Source organism: Pseudomonas sp. B22129 (genome assembly GCF_044218875.1).
In the GTDB taxonomy this organism is placed as follows: domain Bacteria; phylum Pseudomonadota; class Gammaproteobacteria; order Pseudomonadales; family Pseudomonadaceae; genus Aquipseudomonas.
On the sequence record NZ_CP162592.1, the window covers coordinates 4,997,709 to 5,022,834 of the forward strand.

The window sequence follows — 25,126 nt, forward strand, 5'->3', positions numbered from 1 at the left end:
CTCAGGCACCTGTCTGGTTGAATTTTTTACGGTTGATTCGGGCGCGCAGGGTCAAGGCCGCAAGGGTGCCGAGCACGCCGATGAAGGCGATGTAGCCGAAATACAGGTTGTAACCGGCCTTGCCCGGGTAGGTGTCGGTCAGGTAGCCGTTGATCAGCGGGATGAACGTGTCGGGCAGGTAACCCACGACCGAAACGATGCCGATGGCCAGGCCGGTAATGCGCAGCGGGATGTCACAGCTGTCGAGGATTGCCCAGTACAGGCCACGGATCGCGTAGGTCATCAAACCGATGAAAATCACCGTGCCGATCAGCAGGCCCAGGCTGTTGAACGCCGGGAACACGATCAGCCCGACCATCGCCAGGGTCACCAGCACCAGGGCGACGATCAGCACCGAGATGTTCGAAAACTTGTCCCCCAGCCAGCCGCCGCCGATGCCGCCGATCGGGCGCATCCACAGTTTGATGGTGGTGATGGTGCCGGCCATCACGGCAGTCATGCCGCTGCCTTGCAGGTAGTCGGAGAAGCTGTAGGTGGCCCAGAACATGTGGTAACCGCAGAACACGATAGCCGTCACCAGCCACAGCTCGGGAATTTTCACCAGGGTGGTCAGGTCGGCGAGCAGGTTGAACTTGCCCTTCTGTACCGCCACCGTTTCTTCCAGCGATTTTGGATCCTTGAGCAACACCAGGCCGCAACCGATGGCGATGCAGATGAACGAATACAGATACACCACGTGCTTGAAGCCTTCAGCCGCCGTCTGGCTGCGGGTTTCAGTGGCGTAGGCAAACAAGCCGAGGGCCACGGTGGCGAGCAGCGCTTCAACCAGGCCGCGACCGCCGTCGAGGATGCCAAAGAAACGGCCCTGCTCGCTTTGGTGGGCAATCATCTTCACGCGCTTGAGCACCGAGGCCCAGAACGTCAGGCCGGTGGTCAGGCCCCAGCAACCGAAGATGATCATCAGGCCGGTCATCGACGGCACCGTCGAGTACCAAATGCCCAGCGCGCCGGTGGCGACGAGTGAGAAGAAGATCAGAAAGCGCGGCGGCAAACGGTCGGCCAGCCAGCCGCTGGGCAGGTAGCTGAGCAGAAAGATCGTGCCGAGCATCGAATACAGGTAGCCCAGCTCGCTGTGGTTGATGTGGAACACTTCGAGCATGGTGGTCTGGTAGACCTGGCGCAGGTAGAGGATCGGGTAGATCGCCCCTGCGGCCAGTACCAGCAACAGCAATTGGAAATAGCGACTGGCTTTGTCGCTGTTTGCCGCGGGCACGGCAACGGAAACCTGGGCAACGGGTGCAGGCTTGGACATCGTGTAGACCTCAGGCACCCGATGCGCGGGTGCCCTGATAATTGTTTTTATTAAAGGTGCAGCGGGTATTCGTGGATCAGTACTTCATGACCACCAGGCGGGTCTGGGTGAATTCAAGCATCCCGTGCTTACCGTCATCACCGCCCAGCCCTGAGCGCTTCCAGCCGGCGTGGAAACCCTGATAAGGGTCCGCCGGAGTGCGATTGACGTACAACTCGCCGGCTTCGATGGCATTCGCCACTTTCATCGCCGTGCGGTAGTTCTCGGTGTAGAGCACCGACGACAGGCCGAACTGATGGTCGTTGGCCATGGCCAGGGCTTCATCGATGTCGCGATACTTGAGCACCGGCAGCACCGGCCCGAAGATCTCTTCCTGGATGATTTCCATGTCCTGGCGGCAGCCGCTGAGCAGGGTCGGCGGGTAGAAATGCCCCGGTCCTTCAGGCAGCACACCGCCTGCTTCCAGTACAGCACCGGCGGCGACCGCGCGCTCGACCATGGCGTGGATATTTTTTTGCGAACTGGCGTTGACCAGCGGGCCCATCAGGCTGGCGTCGGTGGCGCGGTCACCGAACTTCACGGCGCTGATTTTGCTTTTCAGCAAGGCCAGGAACCGGTCATAGACAGCCTCGTGCACGTAGACGCGCTCCACTGCCGTGCACAGTTGGCCGCAGTGGGTGGTCTTGGACGCGACAATAGCGCTGGCGGCTTGCTCCAGGTCGGCATCAGCCTCAATGATCGCCGGGGTCTTGCCGCCCAGTTCAAGGGACGGTTTGGCGATATTGGCCTTGCAGTAATCCAGCACGATGCGCCCGGCATTGACGCTGCCAGTGAGGGTAATCAAGCCGACGGCCTTGTGCGTGCAGACGCTGGCGGCGGTGGCGTGGTCCATGGTCAGGATGTTGATCACACCGGCCGGAATCCCGGCGGCGGCCACGGCCTTGGCGATCTCGAACGCCGACAAGGGCGTGTTGTTGCTGGGGCGCACCACCACGGTGTTGCCGGCGATCAGCGCCGGGGCGATCTTGCGCAGCAGCGTGTAGACCGGGTAGTTGAACGGGATCAGGCAAGCCACAACGCCGATGGGCTCGCGTTGCAAAAAGAGGTTTTCGTTCGGGGTGTCGCTGGGGATGATTTCGCCTTCGATGCGCCGCGCCCATTCGGCGTGGTAGCGGGTGATTTGGGCGGCGTAGCGGGCTTCGTTACTGGCGTCGCTGACGCTTTTGCCCGACTCACGGGCCAAGGCGGTGCCGATGGCTTCGGCGTGGGTGTCCAGCGCGTCGGCGAAGGCACGCAAGTGTTCGGCGCGCTCGATGCTGGTGAGTTTGCCCCAGGTTTTCTGGGCTGCGGCGGCAGCGTCGACGGCGGCGATGGCTTCGTCGGGGGTAGCGGCGCTGACGTGGCCGATCAGGGTTTCGGTGGCCGGGTTGTAGACGGCGATCAGGGCGTCGCTGGCGGGTTCGGCGAACTGGCCGTTGTAGAAATTGCGCTCGGGTTGCATGTGGTTTGCCCAACGTTGTTGTTTTGCGAGTGACATGCAGTTTTGTCGTTGTTAGGGGGCTGGGCAAACGACTTATTGGGTGGGGTAACGTGCTAAAAATGAAGGTTAGTGAGGGTTGGGGGCATATCCGTTGTTTGGGTGATGGCTGAGATTGGTTCCGCCCTTACGGCGGGTCACTTTGCAAAAGCGCAAAGTAACCAAAACGCTCTTGCCCCAACACTCGGCACCTCGCTCACGCTCGGTGTGCCCGTAATCCGACAGGGATTTGGGAGGCGCCCAGGATCAAAAGCAAGATCGAAAGCAAAAGCACGGCGGCCTGACAGCCGGCCTAAGTGGTGTGAAGCAAACGCGGTCTGTGTGGGAGCTGGCTTGCCTGCGATACAGGCACCTCGGTCTTTCAGTTACAACCAGTTGATGCCATCGCAGGCAAGCCAGCTCCCACAGAGAAGCGGATTTGTGCAGAGATTAGAGGCTCACTCGGTCAAAAAATGTGGGAGCGGGCTTGCTCGCGAATGCGGTGTGTCAGCCAATCAATTTATCAACTGACACACCGCATTCGCGAGCAAGCCCGCTCCCACAATTGGATCTCCATTTCGTCTGGGAGAACGCAATCTGCTCTAGAAAAAAACAGCGCTTTTGATTCAACCACTCAGGCCGGCTGTCAGGCCGCCGTGCTTTAGATTTTGATCTTGGGCGCCCCGGCAGGACGCCGGGTTACCCACGGATTCAAGCCTTCGTTCGGGCACACCGAGCCTAGGCGAGGTGCCGAGTGTAGGGGCAAGAGCGTTGGGTTACTTTGCGCTTTTCAAAGTGACCCGCCGTAAGGGCGGAACCAATATCCGCCATCACCCAAATAACGGATATCCCCCCGATCAACCCGCCGCCGTAGAAGGCTCCAACTGCCGCTGAGCCAACCAGATCTCCTCCTGCAACCACCGCCCAAACACCTGCAACTGCGGCGAATCCGTCTGCTCCGGTCGGGTCACCAGCCAATACGACTGATGCCCCTCCACATGCACATTCAACACCTGCGTCAACTGCCCACTCGCCAGTTCCGCCGCGACCATATGCCAATCCGCAATCGTGATCCCCAACCCATCCGTCGCCGCCCGAATCGCCAAGTCCAGCAGGTCAAACTCATACCCGCCCTGGGTATCGACGCCATGAATCCGCGCCGCGTCCAGCCAGTGCTTCCAGGTCAGATACCGCTGGTCCTCACTGGCCAGCACATGCAGCAACGTCATGCGATTCAAGTCCACCCCGTCACTGCACTCACGGGCATACAACGACGGCGCACACACCGCAATGTGCCGCTCCTGAATCAGCAGCGAACTGTCCAGCCCATCCCATTCCCCATTGCCGAACCGAATCGCACAATCCAGCGTGCTGGTTTGCGCCAGGCTGTCCTGTAGACAGGTGGTGATGCTCAACTCCAGCTCCGGGTGGGCCTCGCGCAGGCGCCCCAAACGCGGCATCAGCCAGCGGCTGGTGAAGGTCGGCGGTGCGTTGACGTGCAACCGGTTGGAGTGGGTTTTCTGCTGAATGCTGCGCACCGTCAGCTCGATCTTGTCGAACGACTGATGCAACGCCCGCAGCAACACCCGCCCGGCACTGGTCAGTTCGAGGTGGTGGTGGCGCCGCTCCAGCAGGTTTTCCCCCAGTTGTTCTTCCAACTGCCGTACCTGGCGGCTGACCGCGCTTTGGGTCACGTTCAACAGCTCTGCAGCCCGGGTAAAGCTGCCGGTACTGCCGGCGACTTCGAAGGCTTTCAGGGCATTGAGACCGGGCATTTTGCGTTTCATGGAGGGCACTCGACAGCGGTTGGCAGGGATACGGCATCCCACAACAAAGCAGGATATTTCGTACACAACATACCTTTTTGTATCGAGCCAGCGGTAGCGCCCTCTGCGCAGGCATAAAAGTCCGCCCTGGAGCGAAAGTGTCGTTTTCCATCGAATGACGTCGCTCACGAATAAATAGCACGCGTATTACGCATGCACACTAAGACAATTAAGCATTGGCCGCTAAAACCGCTTAAAAGTTAGTCTGCTCGACAACTAACCCTCATGAATCATTTGGAACTTCGCCATGTCGAACACTGCTATTTCATCGCGGCGAAGTATTGGCCTGTTGGCACTTGTATTTACTGCCTGTAATGCCACCACCCACGGTTTCAGTATTTTTTTGTATTCGGCGTTATTGCCGCAGATTCGCCAGGTGTTTGAGCTGAGCTACAGCCAGGCCGCGCTGATTGCTGCGCTGTTGCAGCTGTTCTACATGGGCGCTTCGATTGCCAGCGGCATCGCGGCGGCCTGGGTCAGCCCGCGCAATATGGTGCGGTTGACCATGGTATTGAGCCCCCTTTTGCTCGGGCTGGCCGTCGCCACGCCGTGGGCGCTGCCATTTGCACTGTGCCTGGCGCTGGTGTCGGCCTGTGCGGTATCGAACTGGAACGCCATTGCAGCGTTGGCACGAGACGTCATCCCGGCCACCCACCGCAGCCGGGTGTTGGGGCTGGCGTCTTCCGGGGCCGCCTTTGCGATTTGCCTGAATGGGCTGCTGATCGCACTGTTGCAGGGTTTGTCATTGCGCCAGTTCTGGTTGATCTGCGCCGGGCTGACACTGCTGGTGACGCTCCTGACCCTGTGGGCGCTGGCCCCCAAGACTGAACAGGCGCCCCGCGCCTCCCAGCCACCCGCGTTCAATCAAGTACTCAAACAGTGGCTGCGCCTTTGCCTGGAACAACCGGTGGCATTGCAGATTGTGCTGCTCAGCGGTTTTATCGGCGCCATCAGTGGGCCGTTTCTGAATTTCCTGTCGGCCTTTGTCAGCGATCGCCTGCAGGCCAGCGCGACGGTCACCGGCTCGATGTGGACGCTGATCGGCATCGGCGGCGTCATTGGCGGGCTGCTGCTGGGCACGCTGGCGGATCGCTGGGGCGCGCTACGGGTCATGGCGTTGAGCATCGGCGCGTTTGGTCTGGCCATGCTCGGCCTGCTCGTCCACCCCAACCTGCTATTGAGCTGGTGCGCCGCCGGCGTGTTCGCGCTGTTCTATTTCCCCTCATGGGGCTTGATGGCGGCTTACCTGAGTGCGCGCCTGAACCCGGTGCACAGCCTGCAAGTGGTGAGCCTGAGCATGGTCAGTTATGGCCTGGCCAGCGCCACGGCCAACGGGTTGTGCGGCTGGCTGCTGCAAGCGAGCGGCGAGTTTGCCGGGGTGCACGCCTGGATTGCCGGCTGGGTGCTCGCCTGTCTGTTATTGCTCAAGCGCATGGCTCAGCGAACGACTGACGCGGCGCTGCCCGTGCAGATACCCTGAAGGCCCCAGCTGACGCTGCAAAATCTCCACCAACGCCGCAACCTCCGGCACCTGGCAGCCGGCCGAACGCCAGAACATCAGGCGTGCCGGGGCAATCGGCGGAAAGCCCTGGCGTTCATCCAGCACTTGCCAGCCTTCGGGCACCAGGCGCCGCGCCATCACCCCCACCGACAAGCCTTGCTCAATGGCAATCGCAATACCCCGCGGGCTCTGGCTGGTGTACACCACCTGCCACGAGCGCCCGGCCTGGGCCAGTGCCTGCACGGCATTCGCGCGAAAGGCGCAGCCTTCGGCGTACACCGCCAGCGGTACGGATTGGCGCCCCACACAGCTCCAGCTCGGCGCCGCAACCCACACAAGAGGCTCCTCGCACAGAAATTCTCCCGCCTGCAAACCGGCATGCTCGACGCCCAGAACCAGATCCAGTTCGCCACGGTTCAAACGGCCAACGAGCGCGGTGGACATTTCGCAGCAGATATCCGGGCGGACCTGGGCGAACTGCGCCTGGAAGTCCTTAAGCATGCCGCCCAGCAGATACTCAGCGTAGTCCTCCGGCATCCCCAGGTGAATGCACACCTGCTCATTCGGCAATTGCGCGGCGCTGACGGCATCAAGGTGCAACTTGAGGATCTGCCGCGCGTAAATCAGGAAGGTTTCGCCGCTGGCGGTCAGGCCGACGGAGCGGCTGTTACGGCGAATCAACGGCGTGCCGACTATCTCTTCCAGGCGCTGCAAACTCTGGCTGACGGTGGACTGGGTTTTGTGCAAGCGCTCGGCCGCCGCCGAAAAACCCTGGCACTCGATAATCGCCACAAACACTTTAAGTAAGCCGCCATCCAGTTCGCCTGACATCACTATCGCCTCTGCCGATGGATTCGATCACAACGTGTAATTTCCACTTTAAAGCGCTTTACGCAACTATCGACTCAACACAACAACCGACTTCAGGAGCCGTGTATGAGTCTTAAACTTGCCGATGCCGAAACCGGTGATATCAGCGATATCATTAATACCGAGTTGTACCCCATACATGATTCGGGCCATGTTCAACTACGCACACTGATCGAACATGCCCGCGCGGAATTGGCCGAAGACGGTTGCTGCCTGCTGAAGAACTTTCTGCGCCCCGCCGCGCTGGAACAGGCACGCCTGGAAGGCCTGGCGTTGTCGGGCAAGACGTTTTTCTCGGTGCGCAAGGTCAACGCCTACTTCACCGAAGACGACGCCAGCCTGCCCCAGGATGACCCGCGCCGCACATTCATGGAGCGCACCAGCGGCTTTGTGACCCGCGACATGATCGCCCCCGACGCGATCATCCACCGCCTGTACGTGTCGCCGATGATGAAGCGCTTTATCGGCGCCTGCCTTGATGAACCGGAGATTTTCGAATACGCCGACCCTTTCGCCGGGCTGGTGATCAACGTGATGCCCGAAGGCACCGAGCAGCCCTGGCACTTCGACACCAACGAATTCATCGTCAGCATGATGACCCAGAAGCCAGAGGCCGGCGGCCTGTTCGAATACGCACCGATGATCCGCTCGCGCAGCCAGGAAAACCTCGGCGCAGTGGGCCAGGTGGTACGCGGTGAAGACCGCTCGCGGGTGCAGGAACTGGAGCTGAACCCCGGTGACTTGCAGATCTTCAAGGGCCGCTTTTCGGTGCACCGCGTCACCCGTGTAGAGGGCGCCACCGAACGCAACACGGCGATCTTCGCCTACTCGGAAAAGCCCGGAATCATTGGCCGCGCCCAGCGGACCAAGCAGCTTTACGGACGCCTGTCCGAAGCCCATCTGCAAGCCGAACGCAACCTGGTGCGCAGCGACCAGTTGCTCGACTGATTCACGCCTCTAAAAACCAAAAAACCGTCTTTGCCCTGTGAGGAACACCCCATGAGTCTGTCCGGCCCGAACCGCAACCCCGCTGACTGCGAACCCACTTATGACGAGATCCAGCAAATCCAGCTGGACCGCCTGCAACGGGTGCGCAACGAACTGAAGAAACGCGACTACGCCGCCTGCGTGCTGTTCGACCCCACCCACATGCGCTACGCCACCGGCTCGCGCAACATGCAGGTGTACTCGGCGCGCAACCCGGCCCGCTACGCCTTTATCCCGGCAGAAGGCCCGGTGGTGATCTTCGAATTCGGCGGCTGCCTGCACCTGGCCGAAACCCTGAACACCGTGGATGAAGTCCGCCCGGCCAAGGCCATCTCCTATTACTTCTGCGAGAGCTTCCTGGGCAACGTCACCGCCGACTGGGCCGCCGAAATCGACGAGCTGGTGCGCAAATGCGGCGGCGGCAAACGCATCGCCATCGAAAGCGCCACCTCGGCCGCCGCCTTTGAGCTGCAACGCCTCGGCTATCAGGTGTTCGATGCCCAGGAACCGCTGGAGCGCGCCCGCTGCATCAAGGTGCCCAATGAATTGAAGATGATCCGCGCCAGCCTGCGCGCCACCGAGGCCGGGGTGCGCCTGATGGAAAGCAAGCTGACCCCCGGCATCACCGAGAACCAGTTGTGGTCACACCTGCACCAGCACGTGATCGCCACCGACGGCGACTATGTGGAAACCCGCCTGCTCTCCTCCGGCCCGCGCACCAACCCGTGGTTTCAGGAATGCAGCACGCGCGCCATCGAAGCCGGTGATTTGGTGGCGCTCGACACCGACGTGGTCGGCCGTTTCGGCTACTACGCGGACTTCTCGCGCACCTTTTTGTGTGGCGATCAGCCCGCCACCGCCAAGCAGCAAGAACTCTACAAACTGGCCTACGAACAAGTGCAGACCAACGTGGAAATGCTCAAGGCCGGGCGTAGCTTCAAGGAATACGCCGAAATGGCCTGGAAGATTCCGGAGCATTACAAAAACAACCGCTACTTCGCGCTGGTGCACGGGGTTGGCATGACCGGTGAATACCCTTACGTGGTTCACCGCGAAGACATCGACGCGCTGGGCTACGACGGGGTTTTCGAGGCGGGCATGACCATCTGCGTGGAGAGCTACATCGGCCACGACGACGGCGGCGAAGGCGTGAAGCTCGAAGAACAGATCTACATCCACGAACACGGCATCGAGTTGCTCTCCGATTACCCGTTCGATGCGCGCCTGCTGCCGCGCTGAACCGGTCTAGCACCACCGGCGGCCTCTGGAAGGACCTGTAACATGCATTTATAGAAGGTTACTGCGCAGAATTTGTCGTTTGTCCATCGTTGCGCAAATGACAAAACTGCGGGCATCTCTAATAAAAACAACATGAGAGCTGCCCTATGTCCTATCCCATTGCCCGCCTCCTGACTTCGTTTTGCCTTGTTCTTCTGCCGGTTTCACAGCGGTCTCGGCGGCGCGCGCATCGCGCCTGCCACTGACCCTTGCGGTTCAACAAAAACGCATATTCGCAAGTACCGGAGAGGCTTATGAAAGACTTGACGACCCTGGACGGCAGCCTGCCGCATCCAGCCGTAAACGACCTGTGTGCCCAAGTGCAAAGCGGCGAGATCAACCGCCGCCAATTCCTGCGTACCGCCGCCCTGCTGGGCGTTACCGTGGCCAGTGCCTCGACCTTTATCGGCTCGGCGCTGTTGGGCAGTGATGCTCAGGCCGCCGATGGCACACCCGCCCGCCAAGGCGGCAGCCTGCGCTTTGCCTGTGCGATCCAGGAAATCCAGGACCCGATGCTGATCACCTGGATCGAAGCCTCGAACCTGTTGCGCAACTCCCTCGAATACTTGACCTGGGTCGACGCCGACAACATCACCCACCCGTACCTGGCCGAAAGCTGGAGCCCGTCCGAGGACCTCACCACCTGGACCTTCAACCTGCGTCAGGACGTGAAGTGGAGCAACGGTGACAGCTTCAACGTCGACGACGTGCAGCACAACATCGAGCGCTGGATCGCAGTCGACTCCAAGTCGGTCAACCGCACGGCGTTCCAGGACATCAAGGCCTTCGAAAAAGTCAGCGATTACCAGTTCCGCCTGCAACTCAAGCGGCCGATCCTGGCGATTCCGGAAATGCTCAACGCCTTCACCTGCGCCCTGGTGCACCGCAGCTTCAAGGCCGGTGACGACTGGGCGAAAAACCCGCTGGCCACCGGGCCGTTCAAGCTGATGTCGTTTGCGGTGAACAAGCAGGCGACGTTCGCCAAGCGCGCCGATTATTGGGGCAAACCCGCCAACCTCGACGAGCTGCGCTACATCGACATGGGCACCGACGTGTCCACCCACCTCGCCGCATTGCAAGCCGGGCAAGTTGACGTGCTGTACCGCGTCACCGTGGCCGAGCTGGACCTGGCCAAGCGACTGCCGGGCGCGCAACTGCTCAGCTGCAAATCGGCGCAGACCGTTGTAATGCGCATGGCCTGCGACCAGAAACCCTTCACCGATTTGCGCATCCGCAAGGCCGTGGTGCTGTGCGCCGATAACGCACAGATGCTCAAGGTCGCCTATCGCGGCATGGGCACCCTCGGCGAAGACCACCATGTGGCGCCGTCGCACCCTGAGTACTTCCCTCTGCCCAAACGCGAGCGCGATGTGGCGGCGGCGAAAAAATTGCTGGCCGAAGCAGGCTTCCCCAACGGTCTGGACATCGACCTGATCGTCGGCAACACCCAGGGCCGCTATGAACAGGACTGCGCGCAGATCCTGCAACAGAACTGCCTGGAAGCCGGTATCCGCATCAACCTCAAGGTGGTGCCCGCCGCGCAGTACTGGCCGATCTGGGACAAGGCCGCGTTCAGCCTGACCTATTGGGCCCATCGCCCGCTCGGTGTGATGTCGCTGGAACTGGCTTATCGCGGTGGCGGCGCCTGGAATGAAAGCCACTACAGCGACCCGGCCTTCGATGCCGCGCTGGACAAGGCCATGGGCATCATCGATCCCAAGCAGCGTGCGGTCGCCATGCAAAGCGTCGAGCAGATCCTGCAGGACGCCTGCGTGATCGTGCAGCCGTTCTGGGGCGACAAATTCACCGCCGTGAGCAAAAAGGTCCAGGGCTTCCAGGTCCACCCTTCCGACTTCTACCCCATGGGTAATGTCTGGCTGAGCGTTTGAGTCGACGCTGCCCGCACCTGCGGGCAGGTTTCCCATCATCCGTCGGAGCATGTACCTGATGGCTCATTTTCTACTGCGCAAATTGCTGATGCTGCTGGCGACCCTGCTGTCGGTATCGCTGATTGTGTTCCTGGCCCTGGAACTCAATATCGAGGACGTTGCAATCAACGTCCTCGGCCCCTACTCCGCCGCTGACCAGCGCGCCGCGTGGCTGCTGGAACACGGCTACAACCAGCCGTTCGTGTGGCGCTATTTCGTATGGCTCAAAGACTTTGTGACCGGCGACTGGGGCACCTCGGTGTACTTTCGCGAACCGGTGCTCAAGCTGTTGCTGCCCAACCTGTGGCAAACCTTGACCCTGGCCGGGCTGGCCCTGCTGGTGATGGTGCCCGTGGCATTGACCCTGGGCATTCTCGCCGGAGTCCGCCAGGGCTCGCTGATCGACCGGCTGGTGTCGTTCCTGTCGATCGTCACCACCTCGATTCCGGACTTCGCCAGCGCCGTGTTCGTCTCGGCAATCTTTGTGTTCTGGCTCAACTGGCTGCCGGGCGTGAGCAGCATGAGCGACGGTTTCAGCGCCGTGCAATTGGTGCTGCCACTGATGGTGTTGTGCCTGTTCGGTATCGGCTACCTGGCACGCATCACGCGGGCGTCGATGGTCGAGGTCATGCAAGCGCCGTATATCCGTACCGCACGCCTCAAGGGGGCGTCCACCACCCGCATCGTATTGCGCCATGCTCTGCGCAACGTACTGATCGCGCCGGTCACGGTGATCATGTTGTACATCCCGTGGCTGCTGTCGAACGTGATCGTGGTGGAGGTGTTTTTCGCCTACAAGGGCTTCGGCTCGATGCTCTACACCGCGTCGCTAAACCATGACGTCTACCTGATCGAAGCCTGCGCGATGATCAGCGGCGTGGTGGTGGGCATCAGCAAGATTTTCTCGGACCTGGCCTACACCTGGCTCAACCCGCGCATCACCCTGCGCAGTCTCGGCGGAGGTAGCCAATGAACCTGCTCAAATCCTTCAAACACCCCTTGGCATTGCTCGGTTTGCTGTTGGTGGGCGGCTGGGTCGCGGTGGCGCTGTTCGCACCGTGGCTGGCGCCCCATAGCCCGCTGGAAAGCTTCACGCCCTTGCTCACGCCCATGACGGCCGGGGATGACGGCGCAAGCTTCCTGCTGGGCACGGACATGATCGGCCGCGACATTCTCTCGCGCTTGATCTGGGGCACGCGCACCGTGTTGTTCTGGTCGATCCTCGCCACGCTGACCGCGTTTGCGGTGGGCATTGCGATGGGTTTATGCGCCGGCTACTTCAACGGCTGGGTCGATGCGGTGCTGTCGTATGTGGCCGATACCGTGCTGTCGTTCCCGGTGCTGGTGCTGTACATCGTGATCATCATCGCCCTCGGCGCCTCGGCGCTGAATATCCTGATTGCCGTGACCTTCACCAGCGCCCCGGCGATCTTTCGCATCATGCGCGCGCTGACCATCGACATTCGCTCGCGCGACTACGTGCTCAGCGCCATCACCCAGGGCGAAGGCTCGTTGCGCATCATGCTGGTGGAGATCCTGCCCAACTGCGGCGGGCCCTTGATCGTCGATTTCTGCCTGCGCATCGGCTACACCGCGATCATGATCGGCGCCCTGGGCTTTCTCGGCCTCGGCCTGCCACCCCCCACCCCGGACTGGGGCGGCATGATCAACGACGGCCGCGCCATGGCCATTTCCTTTCCGCACCTGGTGATCTTCCCCTGCATCGCCATCTCCACCCTGATGCTCGGCCTGAGCTTGCTCGCCGACGGGCTGGATGAACACGCGCAGCAAGGCGCAAGGAGTTGAGCATGACTAGCCAGCAAACCGTTTTGCGGGTCGACAACCTCAGCGTCGAACTGCCCAAGGGCGCCGACCGCAGCCACGCCGTGCAGGGCATCAGCCTGGACGTGCGCAAGGGTGAAATTCTGTGTGTGATCGGCGAGTCGGGCTCGGGAAAATCCGTGCTGTCGGCGGCGATCATGGGCGACTATGCCAAGGGCTTGCGGCATGCCGGTGGCGTGATCGATTTTCTCGGTGACGACATCTGCACGCTGGACGAATCGCGCTTGCGCGCCCTGCGTGGCAACCGCATCGCGATGATTTTCCAGGAGCCGATGGCGGCGTTGAACCCGGCGATTCGCATTGGCAAGCAAGTCGAGGAGATCTTCGATATCCACGCGCCGCAAATGCCCGCGGCTGAACGCCGTGAGCGCATGCTCGCGCTGCTGGAATCGACCCAACTGCCCGACCCACCGCGCATCGCCAACAGCTTCCCGCACCAGCTTTCCGGTGGCCAATGCCAGCGGGTGGTGATTGCCATGGCACTGGCGATGAACCCGGATTTATTGATCGCCGACGAGCCAACCACCGCACTGGATGTCACCACGCAGGCTCAGGTGCTGAAACTGGTGCGTGACCTGCGCGGGCGCGGCCAGCACGGCATTTTGTTTATCACCCACGACTTCGGCGTGGTGGCGCAGATTGCCGACCGTATTGCCGTGATGGAAGGCGGCCGTCTGGTGGAAATCGGCGAGCGAGACCAGGTGCTCAATGCACCGGCCCACGCTTACACGCGCAAGCTGATCGCGGCGGTGCCGGCGCTGCACCCGGAACTGCATGTACCCAGTGCCGACGGCGAAATGGCCTTGCGCATCGAACACCTGACCAAGACCTACACCGTCGGCGGCAGCTCGGTGGCGGCGCTGCGTGATGTGTCGCTGAACCTGCCACGGGGCAAGACGCTGGCGATTGTCGGCGAGTCCGGCTCGGGCAAAAGCACGCTGGTCAAAGCCGCCATCCGGTTGGTCGACAGCGACAGCGGGCATGTGTGGGTGGGTGATACGGATTTCCTCGCCCTGAGCGGTTCCGCATTGGCGGCGAACCGTCGGCGTATCCAGATGATTTTCCAGGACCCTTACGGCTCGTTGAACCCGCGCCATCGCGTCGGCGACATCATCGCCCGCGCCGCGCAATTGCGCGGGTTGTCGGCCAAGGACGCGTGGGCCGAGGCCGGTGATTTGCTCGAGCAGGTCGGCCTCAAGCGCGACGCCTTGCAGCGTAAGCCCCGGCAGTTCTCCGGTGGCCAGCGTCAGCGCATCGGCATCGCCCGCGCGTTGGCCATGCGCCCGGAAGTGCTGATCGCCGATGAAAGCGTGTCGGCGCTGGACGTATCGGTGCAAAAACAGGTGCTGGAATTGCTCGCCGACCTGCAGAAGAAACTCAACCTGAGCATCCTGTTTATCACCCACGACCTGCGCGTGGCGGCGCAGATCAGCGACCACATCGCGGTGATGCGCCAGGGCGAGGTCGTCGAGTACGGCACCGCCGAGCAAGTGCTGCTCAGGCCACAAAACAGCTACACCCAGGCGCTGCTCGCGGCCGCGCCAGGGGCTTCGCAACTACCGGCTGCCGGGCCGCCACTGAGGCTGATCCGCCCCGCTGCTCACTGAGTCAACCCCTTTCCCCGCGTCGCAGCGTTCGCTGCGGCAACGGGCTGCTGTTGCCGAAAAATAACTAATAACGAGAGTAAAACCATGCGACCAACCCTACGTTACATCGCTCTGGTCCCCGTGCTCGGCGCCATCGCGGCACCGGCCATGGCCTACCAGGTCACCGACAACCTCGACCTCGGCGGCGCCGTGCGGGCGCGCTGGGATTACGACCCGGACCGCGACATCCAGAAGTTCGGCCTCGACACCGCCTTCCTCAGTGCCAAGTACAACTCCGACACCTGGATCGGCGAGGCGCAGTACCGTTTCTACGGGCGCTCTTATCCGTACCAGTACACCAAGAACTACGGCGACATCCAGTTCGCCAAGTTCGCGTGGGTCGGCTACAAGTTCAACCCGGACCAGCAGATTCAGGTGGGCCTGAACACCGTGCCGTTCGGCCTGCAGCCGTACTTCGGCAGCACCTTCTACGAAACCCTGGGCAACGTGATCGGTCTGGAAGACGTGCAGCAGATCGGCACCAAATACATCCAGCAAAGCGGCGACTGGAACATCCAGGCCGGTTACTACCTGCGCCCGGCGTGGCAGGGCCGTGGCACCAGCAAGGGCGTGACCTATTCCAGCGTGATCTCCGAGGCCGACAGCTACGTGGCCGACGGCAGCAATAACCAGGAACGCAACACCGTGGTGGTGCGCGTGGCCAAGGCCATGCAACTGGGCGACTGGAAATCCGAAGTCGGCCTTTCCGGGCTGACCTCGACCCTGGAAAACAAAGACACCGGCAACGACGGCCGCCGTAACGCCGTGGCCATTCACTACCTGGGCAAAAACGGCCCGTGGGGCGTGCAATTGCAGGCGGCGCGCCAGCAGATGTCGCCGCGCAACGAAGGCACCGACGGCGTGGTCACGCTGGGCGGCTATGACGGCACCTTCAACGTCGCCAGCCGGGGCAACCTGTACGTGGCGGATTTGAGCTACGACGTGGGCGGCAAATACCTGTTCGACCAGATCAGCGGCGTGAAGCTGTATGCCAACTACAGCGCGTTCGACAAGTCCGACGATGCGTTCAAAACCTCGCAGCGAGTGATCCTCGGCACGTCGTTTTCGTTCAGCAAATTGTGGATCGCCACGGAATGGTTGATCGGCAAGAACGATCCGTACATCGGCGGCAGCAGCTATACCCAGAGTTTGGGGGCTGGGGGTAGTAATCAGTGGGAGAATCAGCTGTACATGAACATCGGGTATTACTTCTAATAGGCCACTGACGCCATCGCAGGCAAGCCAGCTCCCACCCCCATTTGTCACAAAGCATTGACACGTTGTCATGATGACCTGTCAGAATGGGCTCGGAATATAGCGTTTTTTAAACAAGGCCTCGCGTGCGATATTGAAGGTGGCTGATAATTCAGCCATCTTCAATGACCATCAGAAATGAGAGCAATACCTTTAGAATTGAGAGTACCTAGCCCGCATCAAACTATTCCGGCCGAATCCCGCGCACTGATTACGCGGCGCTAGCAAGGGCTTGCACTTATACGTCGCTATACAATTGTCAATTGCGTCTCAATGGAAACGATCCCTCCTCAACGTATTGCTCCGGGCAGCTCATGTGATACCTGAGATGCGGGCCCGCCACCGTCGAAACCAAAACGGAAAAATATTCCGACTCTAATCTCCGTCTTACCTAACACCCTAAAATCTCTGCTTTTCTTAAAGTCGGGGCACGATTAACAAGCGTGATCGTTAGGATTGGTAAAGGAGTGGTTACGAACCTGGTGCATTGCCGCCGAGTGCCTTGCTGTCCATTTGCTATACATCGCTAGTTTTCTCTAGTCCTTCCCATATTTCTTTGACCAGCTTGGCCACCAGCATCTGCGCACCGACGACCTATGGCTGCTCTCATAGTCGGTAATCAAACTACGCCTCCAGAGTCCAAAGCACGGAGTGCCCGGCGGACTTGCCGAGCACCAATTTCAGTCTCGCACAGCATAATTGGTAAGCTACCGCCGATGGCTTTATTTGGTCTTGCCATCCATTGAACCGCGGCATTTCTATTCTCAAAGACTTTTTCGGCCAGGTGTGAAACGGTAGCGATGCGATCCAGCCGCTCGGACGCGGCGGTACCAAGGGTTCGCTGCTCTCGTACGCTCCGTTCAAACGTTGCCATTGATATATTGAGCAGAACGGCCAAGGCGTGTTCTTGAAGGTTAAAAGTCCGGAGCATGGCTTGAAAAAGATGGGCGGGAAATCCGTTCTTGATTTGGAGCAATCGCTCTGAGTCCCTAAGTGCATAGCGAACGGAACTGAAGGCCCAAAACTCCTCGGCGCCTAAGATACGCAACCTTTCACTCCTTTTATTTCGGTGCTGTTCAGTTGAAAAGCTCAACGGTCTACTCCTCCAAGCCGGAATAGCAAGATTTTGATGATCCTATCATCAGGTTACGTCGACCTTTTTGTTAAAATACCCCCTTGCAAATGTCGAGAGTCTCCCTACCTACTGCCTGGAGTCGCCAAAAAAGTCACCCCTGACAACCAAGCCAAGTTTTTCAGAGTTAGCTTGGTCACTTTCATCGAAAACATTCTGTATTCGCCGCTCTTGCTTTATGTAAGCAATCGTTCCGAAGAAGCAGTTCTCACAGAGATGAAGCTCATACCGTTCGCCATCATGTTTTGCGCCAAAACCCCAGTGTGCTTGGAGAGTTGCGAACTGAAGTCCATCGATCTCCGATCGGGTTGAGCACCTACACACGTCGCACTTTACGTCGGTTACAGCCTCTATCTCGACTCGCTCAATAATCTTCATCGCTCGCCTCAAGACTTACCGCCATTCGGTCGGTTTGATTTAACGTTTATAGGGCATCGTCAACTTAAATTGCTGGAGCGTTTGCTGGGGAAGGATCATTGACGGCTAGTAGTAGGAGAGGCAGTACCTTCGCTGCCGGGCCTACCAGCATCAACTCGTTTGGGTTACCAAGAGCCACATCTGAAAGGTTCACATGGATGACCGTTGCACCCGCTGCCATAGCGATTTCGGGAATATCAGCCGCAGGGCGGACAACGCCCGAGGTGCCGACAGATATCAGAACGTTGCAGCTTTTTACTTCGGCCATCGCTGTTTTCCACGCTCCGTAAGGGAGATCTTCCCCAAACCAAACTACCCCGGGCCGTAGCCGACCGTTGCAGCGCAGACAACGAGGTGGTTGGATTAACTCGAACTCATCTAAGATCGCCGCTTGCTCGTTTGTCAGATCCGCAGGACGCTTGCATGCGAAACAGATTGGCGTGGCCAAGCTTCCATGGAGGTGCAATACATTTCGAGAGCCGGCACGCTCATGCAAGTCGTCAATATTCTGAGTTACCACAATGACACTTCGGCCTGAGTCAGCCAGGCGCGTAACCACTTGGTGTGCGGCGTTAGGTTTTGCTTGCTTCGCCTGATTGCGGCGCCATAGGTACCAACCCCAAACCAAAGCAGGATTCTCTCGAAACGCGGCCGCCGTTTCGAGGCGCTGGGGATCATGCTTCGCCCAAAGCCCCGTGAGCTTATCCCTGAAAGTGGGAATACCGCTCTCTGCTGAAATACCTGCACCCGTGAAAAATACAACCTTTCGAGCCGCACGAAGAGCTTGTATAGCCCTGCTCATGTCGTCCATCTGATCAGCCTCTGTTCACGTATTCACGATTCATCGCGCATTTACGCTAATTCACAATTTCGGTGCCGACAAATGCAGGACGCCGAGAAGGGACTCGAGAACCTTATGGCATCGCCATCACTGCCCTCTTCGTCTATCCGACCCCGGCCTTACGAGCGTTTTTGTTTTAGCAGTCGACACCTAATGTTGCATACTTTACGCACTGACCAAAGGCAGTCCGGCGCGCTCCACCACTTCAATTACCTGAGAAAAATTTGCCGCGGTTTTGAAATGATTATATTGGCCTTAAGCTTGGTGTTTTTTTTGCGGTGTGTAAGTCGGGGAATAGCCTCGTTAGCCATAGGCATTTCTTTATAGAAGGGGCTGACTTAGACATTGGAGGTTTTACGCATGTCTATGCTATTACCCTAAAATCGAAGGCCGCGACCTGAGTTTTCCGGCTGCCGAGAGGCTATTGTGCCCTATAGTGTTCATTTTTCAAGTCCCGACGTGCGATTGGTGTGCGCAGATGAAAGCGATCTTAGCTCGACACACGAGCGGGTAAGCCGTTTGGAGCCGCTGATTTCTGTTCGTTTGGCCCAAAATCAAGACTCGATTTCTTTGATGACTTGCTTAAAGAGCGAGGCGAGATCCGCTTCTGGCTCAAGAACTAAGAACATCTCCACTATGAGGGTTAAAGGGTGGACCCCGGCACGTCTGGCAAGCTCGACTGCTTTTTCTAAGGTGACGTTCTTAAGTCCCCTCTCCAGGGTGCTCAGGTAGGTCCGGCTGCTGATCCCGTGGAAATCTTCCTGAGTCAGTCCTCGCCGAGCGCGCGCGTTACGCATCGCAACCCCAAAGGCTTCTTTGACTTCCATTATCGTTCCTCGCAAAAGGAACGATGAAGCCTTTTTGAATACTATAGGACTACAATCTATAGTGTTCATTTGGTTAGAATTAACGTGTACGTTTGATTCTCTGCCGAAATCCTCCCCGTACGCCATCCTTACGTCGGGCCAGTCCTTGCTGCTCACTTGAGCAGCCACAGTTCACTTATCACGGTGCCTTGAGTGATTTTTGTTTTTGACCCAGCCGATCAAGAGGTTCGCACCTGGACTCACGGCGAAATTGAAGGTCCATGCTTCATCGCTACCATCACGTCTATTCGCACGGGTGAAAAAAACCGCGCTGCAGTGATCGAATGCGCGTATGAATTGCAGCACTACCTTTCCGCGGTGAAAGACGTTGTGGTCGAGCATGTCCACATGATGTGTCCTCCGACGGTCAGCGGTCGAAGTGAATGGGCTCTTGAGAAGCTTGAGAGCATCGTTGTCTTTCAGGGGGTCGCAACTAACGCAAACGCGGTAGTTTACCGAACCGCCATCGCGAGCTATAAGCTCGGCGACCTAGATTTGCGGAAAAAAAAGAGTTCACGGGTTTTGTACTCGCCTCAGCATCTCCAAAACCACACACCATCGCCTGGGCCGGAAAGGCTCCATGGCGATAGCGGCGACCTCTACGGCCCTCTATGGCGGAAGTAGCCGATTTTAGGGCCCGCACTGGCAGGAAACGTTCAACAGCTGGTTATCAAATTCAAAACTGGCAGAGGTGTCCGGTGTGGATTCGCTCAATGCCTGCTGAAATAAACCGGCATGATCGAAGCGCTCCCTTGGATCATTTTGAAATGCTTGCACGAGGATGTTTGCAGGCCACTCTTCGGAAGACTCGAATAGGCAGGCCGACCTGACGCACGCCCTCGTCGCCCAGGTGTTTTACACCTCCAAAGACGGCACGCAGGTTCCGATGTTCCTGATTCGACGCAAGGATGTGACCAAGCCTGCCCCCACCCTGCTTTATGGCTACGGCGGCTACGGGATCAGATTGATGCCGAGCTACGTACCCTTCGTGCTCGCCTGGGTTGAACAGGGCGGCATCGTCGCTATCCCCAACATTCGTGGCGGTGCCGAATATGGCGCGGCATGGCACCAGGCGGGAATGCGGCTGAAAAAGCAGAATGTGTTCGACGACTTCATTGCGGCTGCCGAGTTTTTGAAGGTCAACCGAATTGCCCCGGCCGACGGCATCGCGGTGCATGGTGAGTCGAACGCGGGCTGCTCGTCTGCGCCGTAGTCAATCAACGCCCTGACCTGTTCGCGGCAGCGCTTCCCGCCCTGGGGGGTGAAGGATATGTTGCGCTTCAACACCTTCACTGGTGGGCAGCTGTGGGTTGGCGAATTTGGAGATCCGGCGCGGCAAGCAGACTCTCAAACCCTCTTCGCCTATTCGCCCTATCACAAACTTCATTCGGGCAAGAACTACACAGCGATCCTCGCCACCACGGCCGACGCAGATGATCGGGTAGTCCCGGGCCATTCCTTCAAATACGTCGCGGCGCTCCAGGCCGCGGCCATCGGAAACAAGCCGCACCTGGTGCGTATCGATACGCGTGCCGGCCACGGTGCAGGCAAGCCGACCGACAAGGTCATCGCAGACACCGCAGATATGTGGGCCTTCGCCGCTTACTGGACTGGATTGAACTTCGCGCCGAACTAAAAATTCTTAACCGCCGTAGAGGAAATTACCCATATGCAGACTCATAAAACCACCATACCTGTTCGGGCTATACACGCATTTCGCACGTTCAGCACTGCACTCATGCTTGCCGGCGTTGCCTTGACGGGCTGCGCCTCAAATAACAGCACCTCCGACAACGCCAAAACCTGCGCCCGCCTTGGCGTCACCGGTCCGCACCTTGGCGTGTGTACGTCGCTGCTGCCACGGGTGCTCAACGATCGCCAGAACAGCGGTGACACCGTTAATGACACTCGGGCAAACGCCAAAACCTGCGCGCGTTTGGGCGTTACCGGTGCTGAGCTGAGTTCGTGCGTCGGGCTTATGCCCAATATCCTCAAGGAGCGCCAGAGCAACGGCTACTCAGTGGCCATGCACGTCGAAAACTCTTCGACTTGCACGCGACCAACAAGAGCCAAATCGCCGAAAAAGCGCTGTACTACATCGCGGCCTTGTACGAAGTGGAGAGAGAAATCCGCGAACTGGAGCCAGGTGACCGCCAGCGAATACGGCGAGAGAAAGCAGCGCCAATCATCGACGCACTTCATACTTGGCTGATCGCCCAGTGGCAGCTTGTGCCGGAAGGATCGGCCATCGCCAAAGCCTTGGACTACAGCCTCAAACGTTGGATAGCGCTAACGCGCTATCTAGATGACGGCGTTGTGCCCATCGATAATAACTGGTGTGAGAATCAAATTCGGCCCTGGGCTCTTGGCCGCTCGAATTGGTTGTTCGCAGGCTCGCTACGCAGTGGCAAACGTGCGGCTGCAATCATGAGTTTGATCCAGTCGGCACGGCTCAATGGGCATGATCCGTATGCTTACTTGAAGGATGTGCTTACACGCCTGCCTACGCAGCGGGCGAGCGAGATTACTGAGCTTCTGCCGCATAAGTGGACGTCCATCTAATCGCTAAACGTATTACCGAACACCTTCCTCTTTTGCCAAATAGAGTAATGCAATGGAACGCGAAAAAATCGATGCAGCATTAAAGGAACATGTCATCCCGATCCTTCGTAGCATGGGGTTCAAGGGATCACCTCCCCATTTTCGCTGCAATACAGGACAACAAATTGATCTGATCACGTTTCAATTTGATAACCGAGACTGCTTATCGACGGGTCGGGGAGATCGTGAAGCCCACCCGATGACTCCGAAATTTGGAAGAGTTGCGGAAACCGCCCGAAATGATGCGGAAACGATCAGGCGCTTAACTGAAAGCATCGCCAGAGGCCAGAAACACAAAAGCCCCGCAATCGCGGGGCTTTCGTTTGAATCTTGGCGGGAAACCAGGCCGCCAAAGGCTTTTCATTTGAACATCCTATGCTGACTCAGGCTGCGTCAGGAAGGCTCAACGGCCTGACATAGATAAGGCTGAAGACAATATTCGGTTGCGAACACGGTTTCATATTCAGTCATGGCGTCCGAGCAAATTGCGTCAGAAACGGGGTACAGACTGGGGTATACAGCAGTATTTATCTCTTGGCAGAGGCGAATTCGAACCTGTCACATTGTCGAAGGTGGCACCTAGCCTTCACGCAATAACTAAACACTCGTCAAAGCCTGGTGCTGCAGTTCCCTGCTCTGCCCTCTGACACCCCTGCAACCAGCGCTGGCTACTTTGGCCCTATTGCTACCCAATAAATTGATGGCAAACGAATCACGCACCTGATGCGTGACACATGGCGGAATGCTTGCTGCCTGCGTTACTCTGACAAAAAAAGGGACCTTTTGCATCTATGATTTCAGCGGTAACCGATAGCTGCAATTAAAGTTGAGAAGACCATTCCCGCGCTTTTATTTACGCCACTGCTTTGCCGCATCGACGGGGCCGATAGGTGCCTGCCGGAAGATATTGGCGAAGTACCTGAGCATGAAGACTTTATGGCGGCTCTGGCTGAGTAGCGCAGCGCGTCGGGCTCTTCGGATCAACCTTGTCAAAATGACTATGCACAAACTCGGGAAAACCGTGGGCCCTTAAAAGGAATTGAGATGTTCAAAAGGATCAAAGCGTTTTTCATCAACGAAAAAGTATCTGTCGACGTGCCGCCGCCCGAGCCCGCCACTCCGGGACATCAATACGCCTCTGATCAACCGATTGCCACCCGCGCCGACGACCGTTTCAATCGCGCCCCTTTTGCCACGCGCATGGCCGATACGATTGCAACGCGAGTAGATCCTGCGAGCATCGTCATCGGACTCTATGGACCGTGGGGAGACGGCAAAACATCCGTACTGGAAATGATGGAGGAGGCGCTGAAAGCCTACCCAGATGTTATCTGCGTGAAATTTAATCCCTGGCACTTTCAGTCTGAAGACCAACTACTCCGTGGCTTTTTCGCAACACTCGCGGGGGCTCTAAATCAGTCGCTTCCCAATTTTAAAGAGCGTGCAGGTGATGCACTGCAGCAATACGGCTCTTTGCTGTCGCTCGGATCACTAACAGTTGCCGGAGTGCTTCAAATCAACCCCGGAGATGCTGCAAAGGGGCTAGGGGAATCGTTATCAGCGGTCAAATTAGAAGAGCTAAAGCAGAGGATAGAATCGATTCTTGAGAAATGTGGCAAACGCGTGGTCACATTTATTGATGACATAGACCGTTTAGATCGCAACGAAACCCATGCAATATTCAAGCTGGTGAAATTGTCAGCAAGCTTTCGTCATACCTCTTACGTACTGGCCTTCGATGATGCCGTCGTATCCGCAGCATTGGGCGAACGATATGGCCAAGGCGGCGAGCGCGCGGGCCGTGCATTTCTTGAGAAAATCATTCAAGTTCCGCTCCACCTTCCCCCTGCTGATGAGAAAAGCTTGCGCAACCTGACGTTTGAAGGGGTACAGGCAGCTTTGGATCAGGCTGAAATACCACTCACCCAAGCAATGGCCGATACGTTTGGACGGCATTTTGTTGATGGCCTCGAACCGCGCCTCACTACACCGCGCCTCGGGAAATTGTATGCCAACGCGTTGACCTTTGCGCTTCCATTGCTCAAGGGTGAAGTCGACATTGTTGATCTCATGTTAATTGAGGGTATACGTATCTTTTACCCTAACTTGTATGCCGAAATCCGCGGCAATCCTGATTTGTTCTTAAAGCAAGCTCAAGCTCAGAACCAAAACGTATTCGCGCAAGCACCTCAAGAAAGCCCCCTCGACACCTTACTTATCCGTAGCTTGCCTGAGGCCACTCAGCAAGAACGCCTGAGAGTCAGAAAAGGACTGCTTGAGCCGCTCTTCCCCCGCATAGGCCGCATGGGTTATGGCGGCGAATGGGATCAATCATGGGCGCGAAAGCAAAAAGCCTGCTCAAGCGAATATTTCGCTCGCTACTTCACATACGGTATTCCTCATGGGGACGTGGGGGATGCTGCGATTCATTCGCTGCTGGAAAGTCTCACGCGAGCTAATGAATCTGAACGAATTGAAATCCTCACGGACTTTTCGTCGCGCGGAGCGTTTCCAAAACTTATTCAAAAGCTTCGTGCCCACGCTGAAGAAATCCCAGAAGAGCAGGCATACGCACTGATGGTCACGCTCTCTGCCAATGCGACACTGATGCCCCGAGAGCGCGGGCCGATGGTGATAGGCGGCACCATCATGCAGGGGGGCATGCTGGTCTCTGAATTACTGAGGCGTATACCTGATCCTAACGCCCGACAACGTGCGGCTGAAGAAGTAATCGACGCAGCTAATCCGCTGGGATTCGGAATGGAATGTTGTCGATGGATTCATCACCATGAAGGACGCCACGAAGACGAGCGCGTTTTTTCTGATGCCATTGAAGAGATTTTAAACCAACGTCTGGCTCACAAAATTTGCAGTGCTGACAACGAACGCCCACTCTTTGCTTCGGACCCAAAGGACATGCCGAGTCTGTACTGGCTTTGGAATAAGCATCTTGGAAATACCTCTGTACGAGAAGCGCTCAGTGCTCACTTCGAAACGGACCCAACTGGTGTCGACACTTTTCTGGAGTGCTTCGTTGGTGAGGGTTGGTTTGTAGAGTCAGGGCTGCCTGTCAGGTCTGAGTTTGAAAGACGCAGCTACGATTCTGTCGCGGACCTAATAATGCCAGAAATGATCGCAGAGAACCTGCGAACCCGTTACGGAAACGCATTACGCGATCCGATGTATCACCCGGAAGAGCATTTACCGCCCGCTTTGAAAACAGCCCATCAATTTATGTACATCCACCAGCAGGTACTGAATGGCCCAGAGCAACACGATCCCACCCCCTCATCCGGCGCAAATTAAGCG

At 58.2% G+C, this 25,126-nt stretch carries 17 protein-coding genes and 2 pseudogenes; 12 read left to right on the forward strand and 7 right to left on the reverse strand.

Going from position 1 to position 25,126, the window contains the following annotated elements; genetic code table 11:
* Window position 1 precedes the first annotated feature (1 nt).
* The 3 genes from AB4P94_RS23000 to AB4P94_RS23010 all read right to left on the reverse strand — a co-directional run bounded on the left by AB4P94_RS23000 (window position 2) and on the right by AB4P94_RS23010 (window position 4,615).
* Entirely contained in the window at window positions 2-1,312 is a 1,311-nt protein-coding gene (locus AB4P94_RS23000; RefSeq protein ID WP_395607613.1) for a nitrate/nitrite transporter, read from the reverse strand.
* 76 nt (window positions 1,313-1,388) lie between these two features.
* Window positions 1,389-2,813: an aldehyde dehydrogenase gene (aldA, locus tag AB4P94_RS23005; protein ID WP_395611378.1), complete on the reverse strand. Its 1,425-nt coding sequence runs from the start codon at window positions 2,811-2,813 to the stop codon at window positions 1,389-1,391.
* Window positions 2,814-3,685: 872 nt separating this feature from the next.
* Window positions 3,686-4,615 carry a LysR substrate-binding domain-containing protein gene (locus AB4P94_RS23010; RefSeq protein ID WP_031320499.1) on the reverse strand — a complete coding sequence of 310 codons (930 nt, stop codon included), beginning with the start codon at window positions 4,613-4,615 and terminating at the stop codon, window positions 3,686-3,688.
* A gap of 286 nt (window positions 4,616-4,901) precedes the next feature.
* Between AB4P94_RS23010 and AB4P94_RS23015 the strand changes: the two genes are divergently transcribed.
* Window positions 4,902-6,134 carry an MFS transporter gene (locus tag AB4P94_RS23015; protein ID WP_395607614.1) on the forward strand — a complete coding sequence of 411 codons (1,233 nt, stop codon included), beginning with the start codon at window positions 4,902-4,904 and terminating at the stop codon, window positions 6,132-6,134.
* Here AB4P94_RS23015 and AB4P94_RS23020 read toward each other — a convergent pair.
* Entirely contained in the window at window positions 6,072-6,986 is a 915-nt protein-coding gene (locus AB4P94_RS23020) for a LysR family transcriptional regulator (RefSeq protein ID WP_395607615.1), read from the reverse strand. The genes AB4P94_RS23015 and AB4P94_RS23020 overlap by 63 nt on opposite strands.
* A gap of 105 nt (window positions 6,987-7,091) precedes the next feature.
* Here AB4P94_RS23020 and AB4P94_RS23025 point away from each other — a divergent pair, with 105 nt between their 5' ends.
* The 7 genes from AB4P94_RS23025 (at window position 7,092) to AB4P94_RS23055 (ending at window position 15,921) form a co-directional block, all read left to right on the forward strand.
* Window positions 7,092-7,973, forward strand: a complete 882-nt coding sequence (locus AB4P94_RS23025) for a hypothetical protein (RefSeq protein WP_395607616.1) — start codon at window positions 7,092-7,094, stop codon at window positions 7,971-7,973.
* Window positions 7,974-8,024: 51 nt separating this feature from the next.
* Window positions 8,025-9,251, forward strand: coding sequence for a M24 family metallopeptidase (locus AB4P94_RS23030; RefSeq protein ID WP_395607617.1), 1,227 nt, complete (start codon window positions 8,025-8,027; stop codon window positions 9,249-9,251).
* Window positions 9,252-9,544: 293 nt separating this feature from the next.
* On the forward strand, window positions 9,545-11,179 hold the full coding sequence (locus AB4P94_RS23035) for an ABC transporter substrate-binding protein (RefSeq protein ID WP_395607618.1): 1,635 nt from the start codon (window positions 9,545-9,547) through the stop codon (window positions 11,177-11,179).
* A gap of 58 nt (window positions 11,180-11,237) precedes the next feature.
* The gene (locus AB4P94_RS23040) at window positions 11,238-12,191 is read left to right on the forward strand and encodes an ABC transporter permease (RefSeq protein WP_395607619.1); all 954 of its coding nucleotides are present in this window, start codon (window positions 11,238-11,240) and stop codon (window positions 12,189-12,191) included.
* On the forward strand, window positions 12,188-13,024 hold the full coding sequence (locus tag AB4P94_RS23045; RefSeq protein WP_395607620.1) for an ABC transporter permease: 837 nt from the start codon (window positions 12,188-12,190) through the stop codon (window positions 13,022-13,024). The genes AB4P94_RS23040 and AB4P94_RS23045 overlap by 4 nt, the downstream gene beginning before the upstream one ends.
* Window positions 13,025-13,026: 2 nt before the next feature.
* Window positions 13,027-14,667 (forward strand): dipeptide ABC transporter ATP-binding protein, encoded by a 1,641-nt coding sequence (locus AB4P94_RS23050; protein ID WP_395607621.1) that lies wholly within the window; start codon window positions 13,027-13,029, stop codon window positions 14,665-14,667.
* Between the two features lie 84 nt (window positions 14,668-14,751).
* The gene (locus AB4P94_RS23055; RefSeq protein ID WP_395607622.1) at window positions 14,752-15,921 is read left to right on the forward strand and encodes a hypothetical protein; all 1,170 of its coding nucleotides are present in this window, start codon (window positions 14,752-14,754) and stop codon (window positions 15,919-15,921) included.
* 658 nt (window positions 15,922-16,579) lie between these two features.
* On the opposite strand, the gene AB4P94_RS23060 is transcribed toward AB4P94_RS23055, so the two are convergent.
* From AB4P94_RS23060 to AB4P94_RS23070, 3 genes are all read right to left on the reverse strand, one after another.
* Window positions 16,580-17,053, reverse strand: coding sequence for an antitoxin Xre/MbcA/ParS toxin-binding domain-containing protein (locus tag AB4P94_RS23060; protein ID WP_395607623.1), 474 nt, complete (start codon window positions 17,051-17,053; stop codon window positions 16,580-16,582).
* A gap of 481 nt (window positions 17,054-17,534) precedes the next feature.
* Window positions 17,535-18,320, reverse strand: coding sequence for an SIR2 family NAD-dependent protein deacylase (locus AB4P94_RS23065; protein ID WP_395607624.1), 786 nt, complete (start codon window positions 18,318-18,320; stop codon window positions 17,535-17,537).
* Window positions 18,321-18,904: 584 nt separating this feature from the next.
* Window positions 18,905-19,177, reverse strand: coding sequence for a helix-turn-helix domain-containing protein (locus AB4P94_RS23070; protein ID WP_395607625.1), 273 nt, complete (start codon window positions 19,175-19,177; stop codon window positions 18,905-18,907).
* A 1,006-nt stretch (window positions 19,178-20,183) separates the two neighbouring features.
* On the opposite strand from AB4P94_RS23070, the pseudogene AB4P94_RS23075 reads away from it, so the two are divergent.
* From AB4P94_RS23075 to AB4P94_RS23090, 4 genes and pseudogenes are all read left to right on the forward strand, one after another.
* Window positions 20,184-20,852 (forward strand): annotated as a pseudogene (locus AB4P94_RS23075) (prolyl oligopeptidase family serine peptidase).
* A gap of 389 nt (window positions 20,853-21,241) precedes the next feature.
* Window positions 21,242-21,778 (forward strand): annotated as a pseudogene (tnpC, locus tag AB4P94_RS23080) (IS66 family transposase); the annotation flags it as partial.
* Between the two features lie 52 nt (window positions 21,779-21,830).
* On the forward strand, window positions 21,831-22,199 hold the full coding sequence (locus tag AB4P94_RS23085) for a DUF4304 domain-containing protein (RefSeq protein WP_395607626.1): 369 nt from the start codon (window positions 21,831-21,833) through the stop codon (window positions 22,197-22,199).
* Between the two features lie 662 nt (window positions 22,200-22,861).
* The gene (locus tag AB4P94_RS23090; RefSeq protein ID WP_395607627.1) at window positions 22,862-25,123 is read left to right on the forward strand and encodes a P-loop NTPase fold protein; all 2,262 of its coding nucleotides are present in this window, start codon (window positions 22,862-22,864) and stop codon (window positions 25,121-25,123) included.
* Window positions 25,124-25,126: the final 3 nt, after the last annotated feature.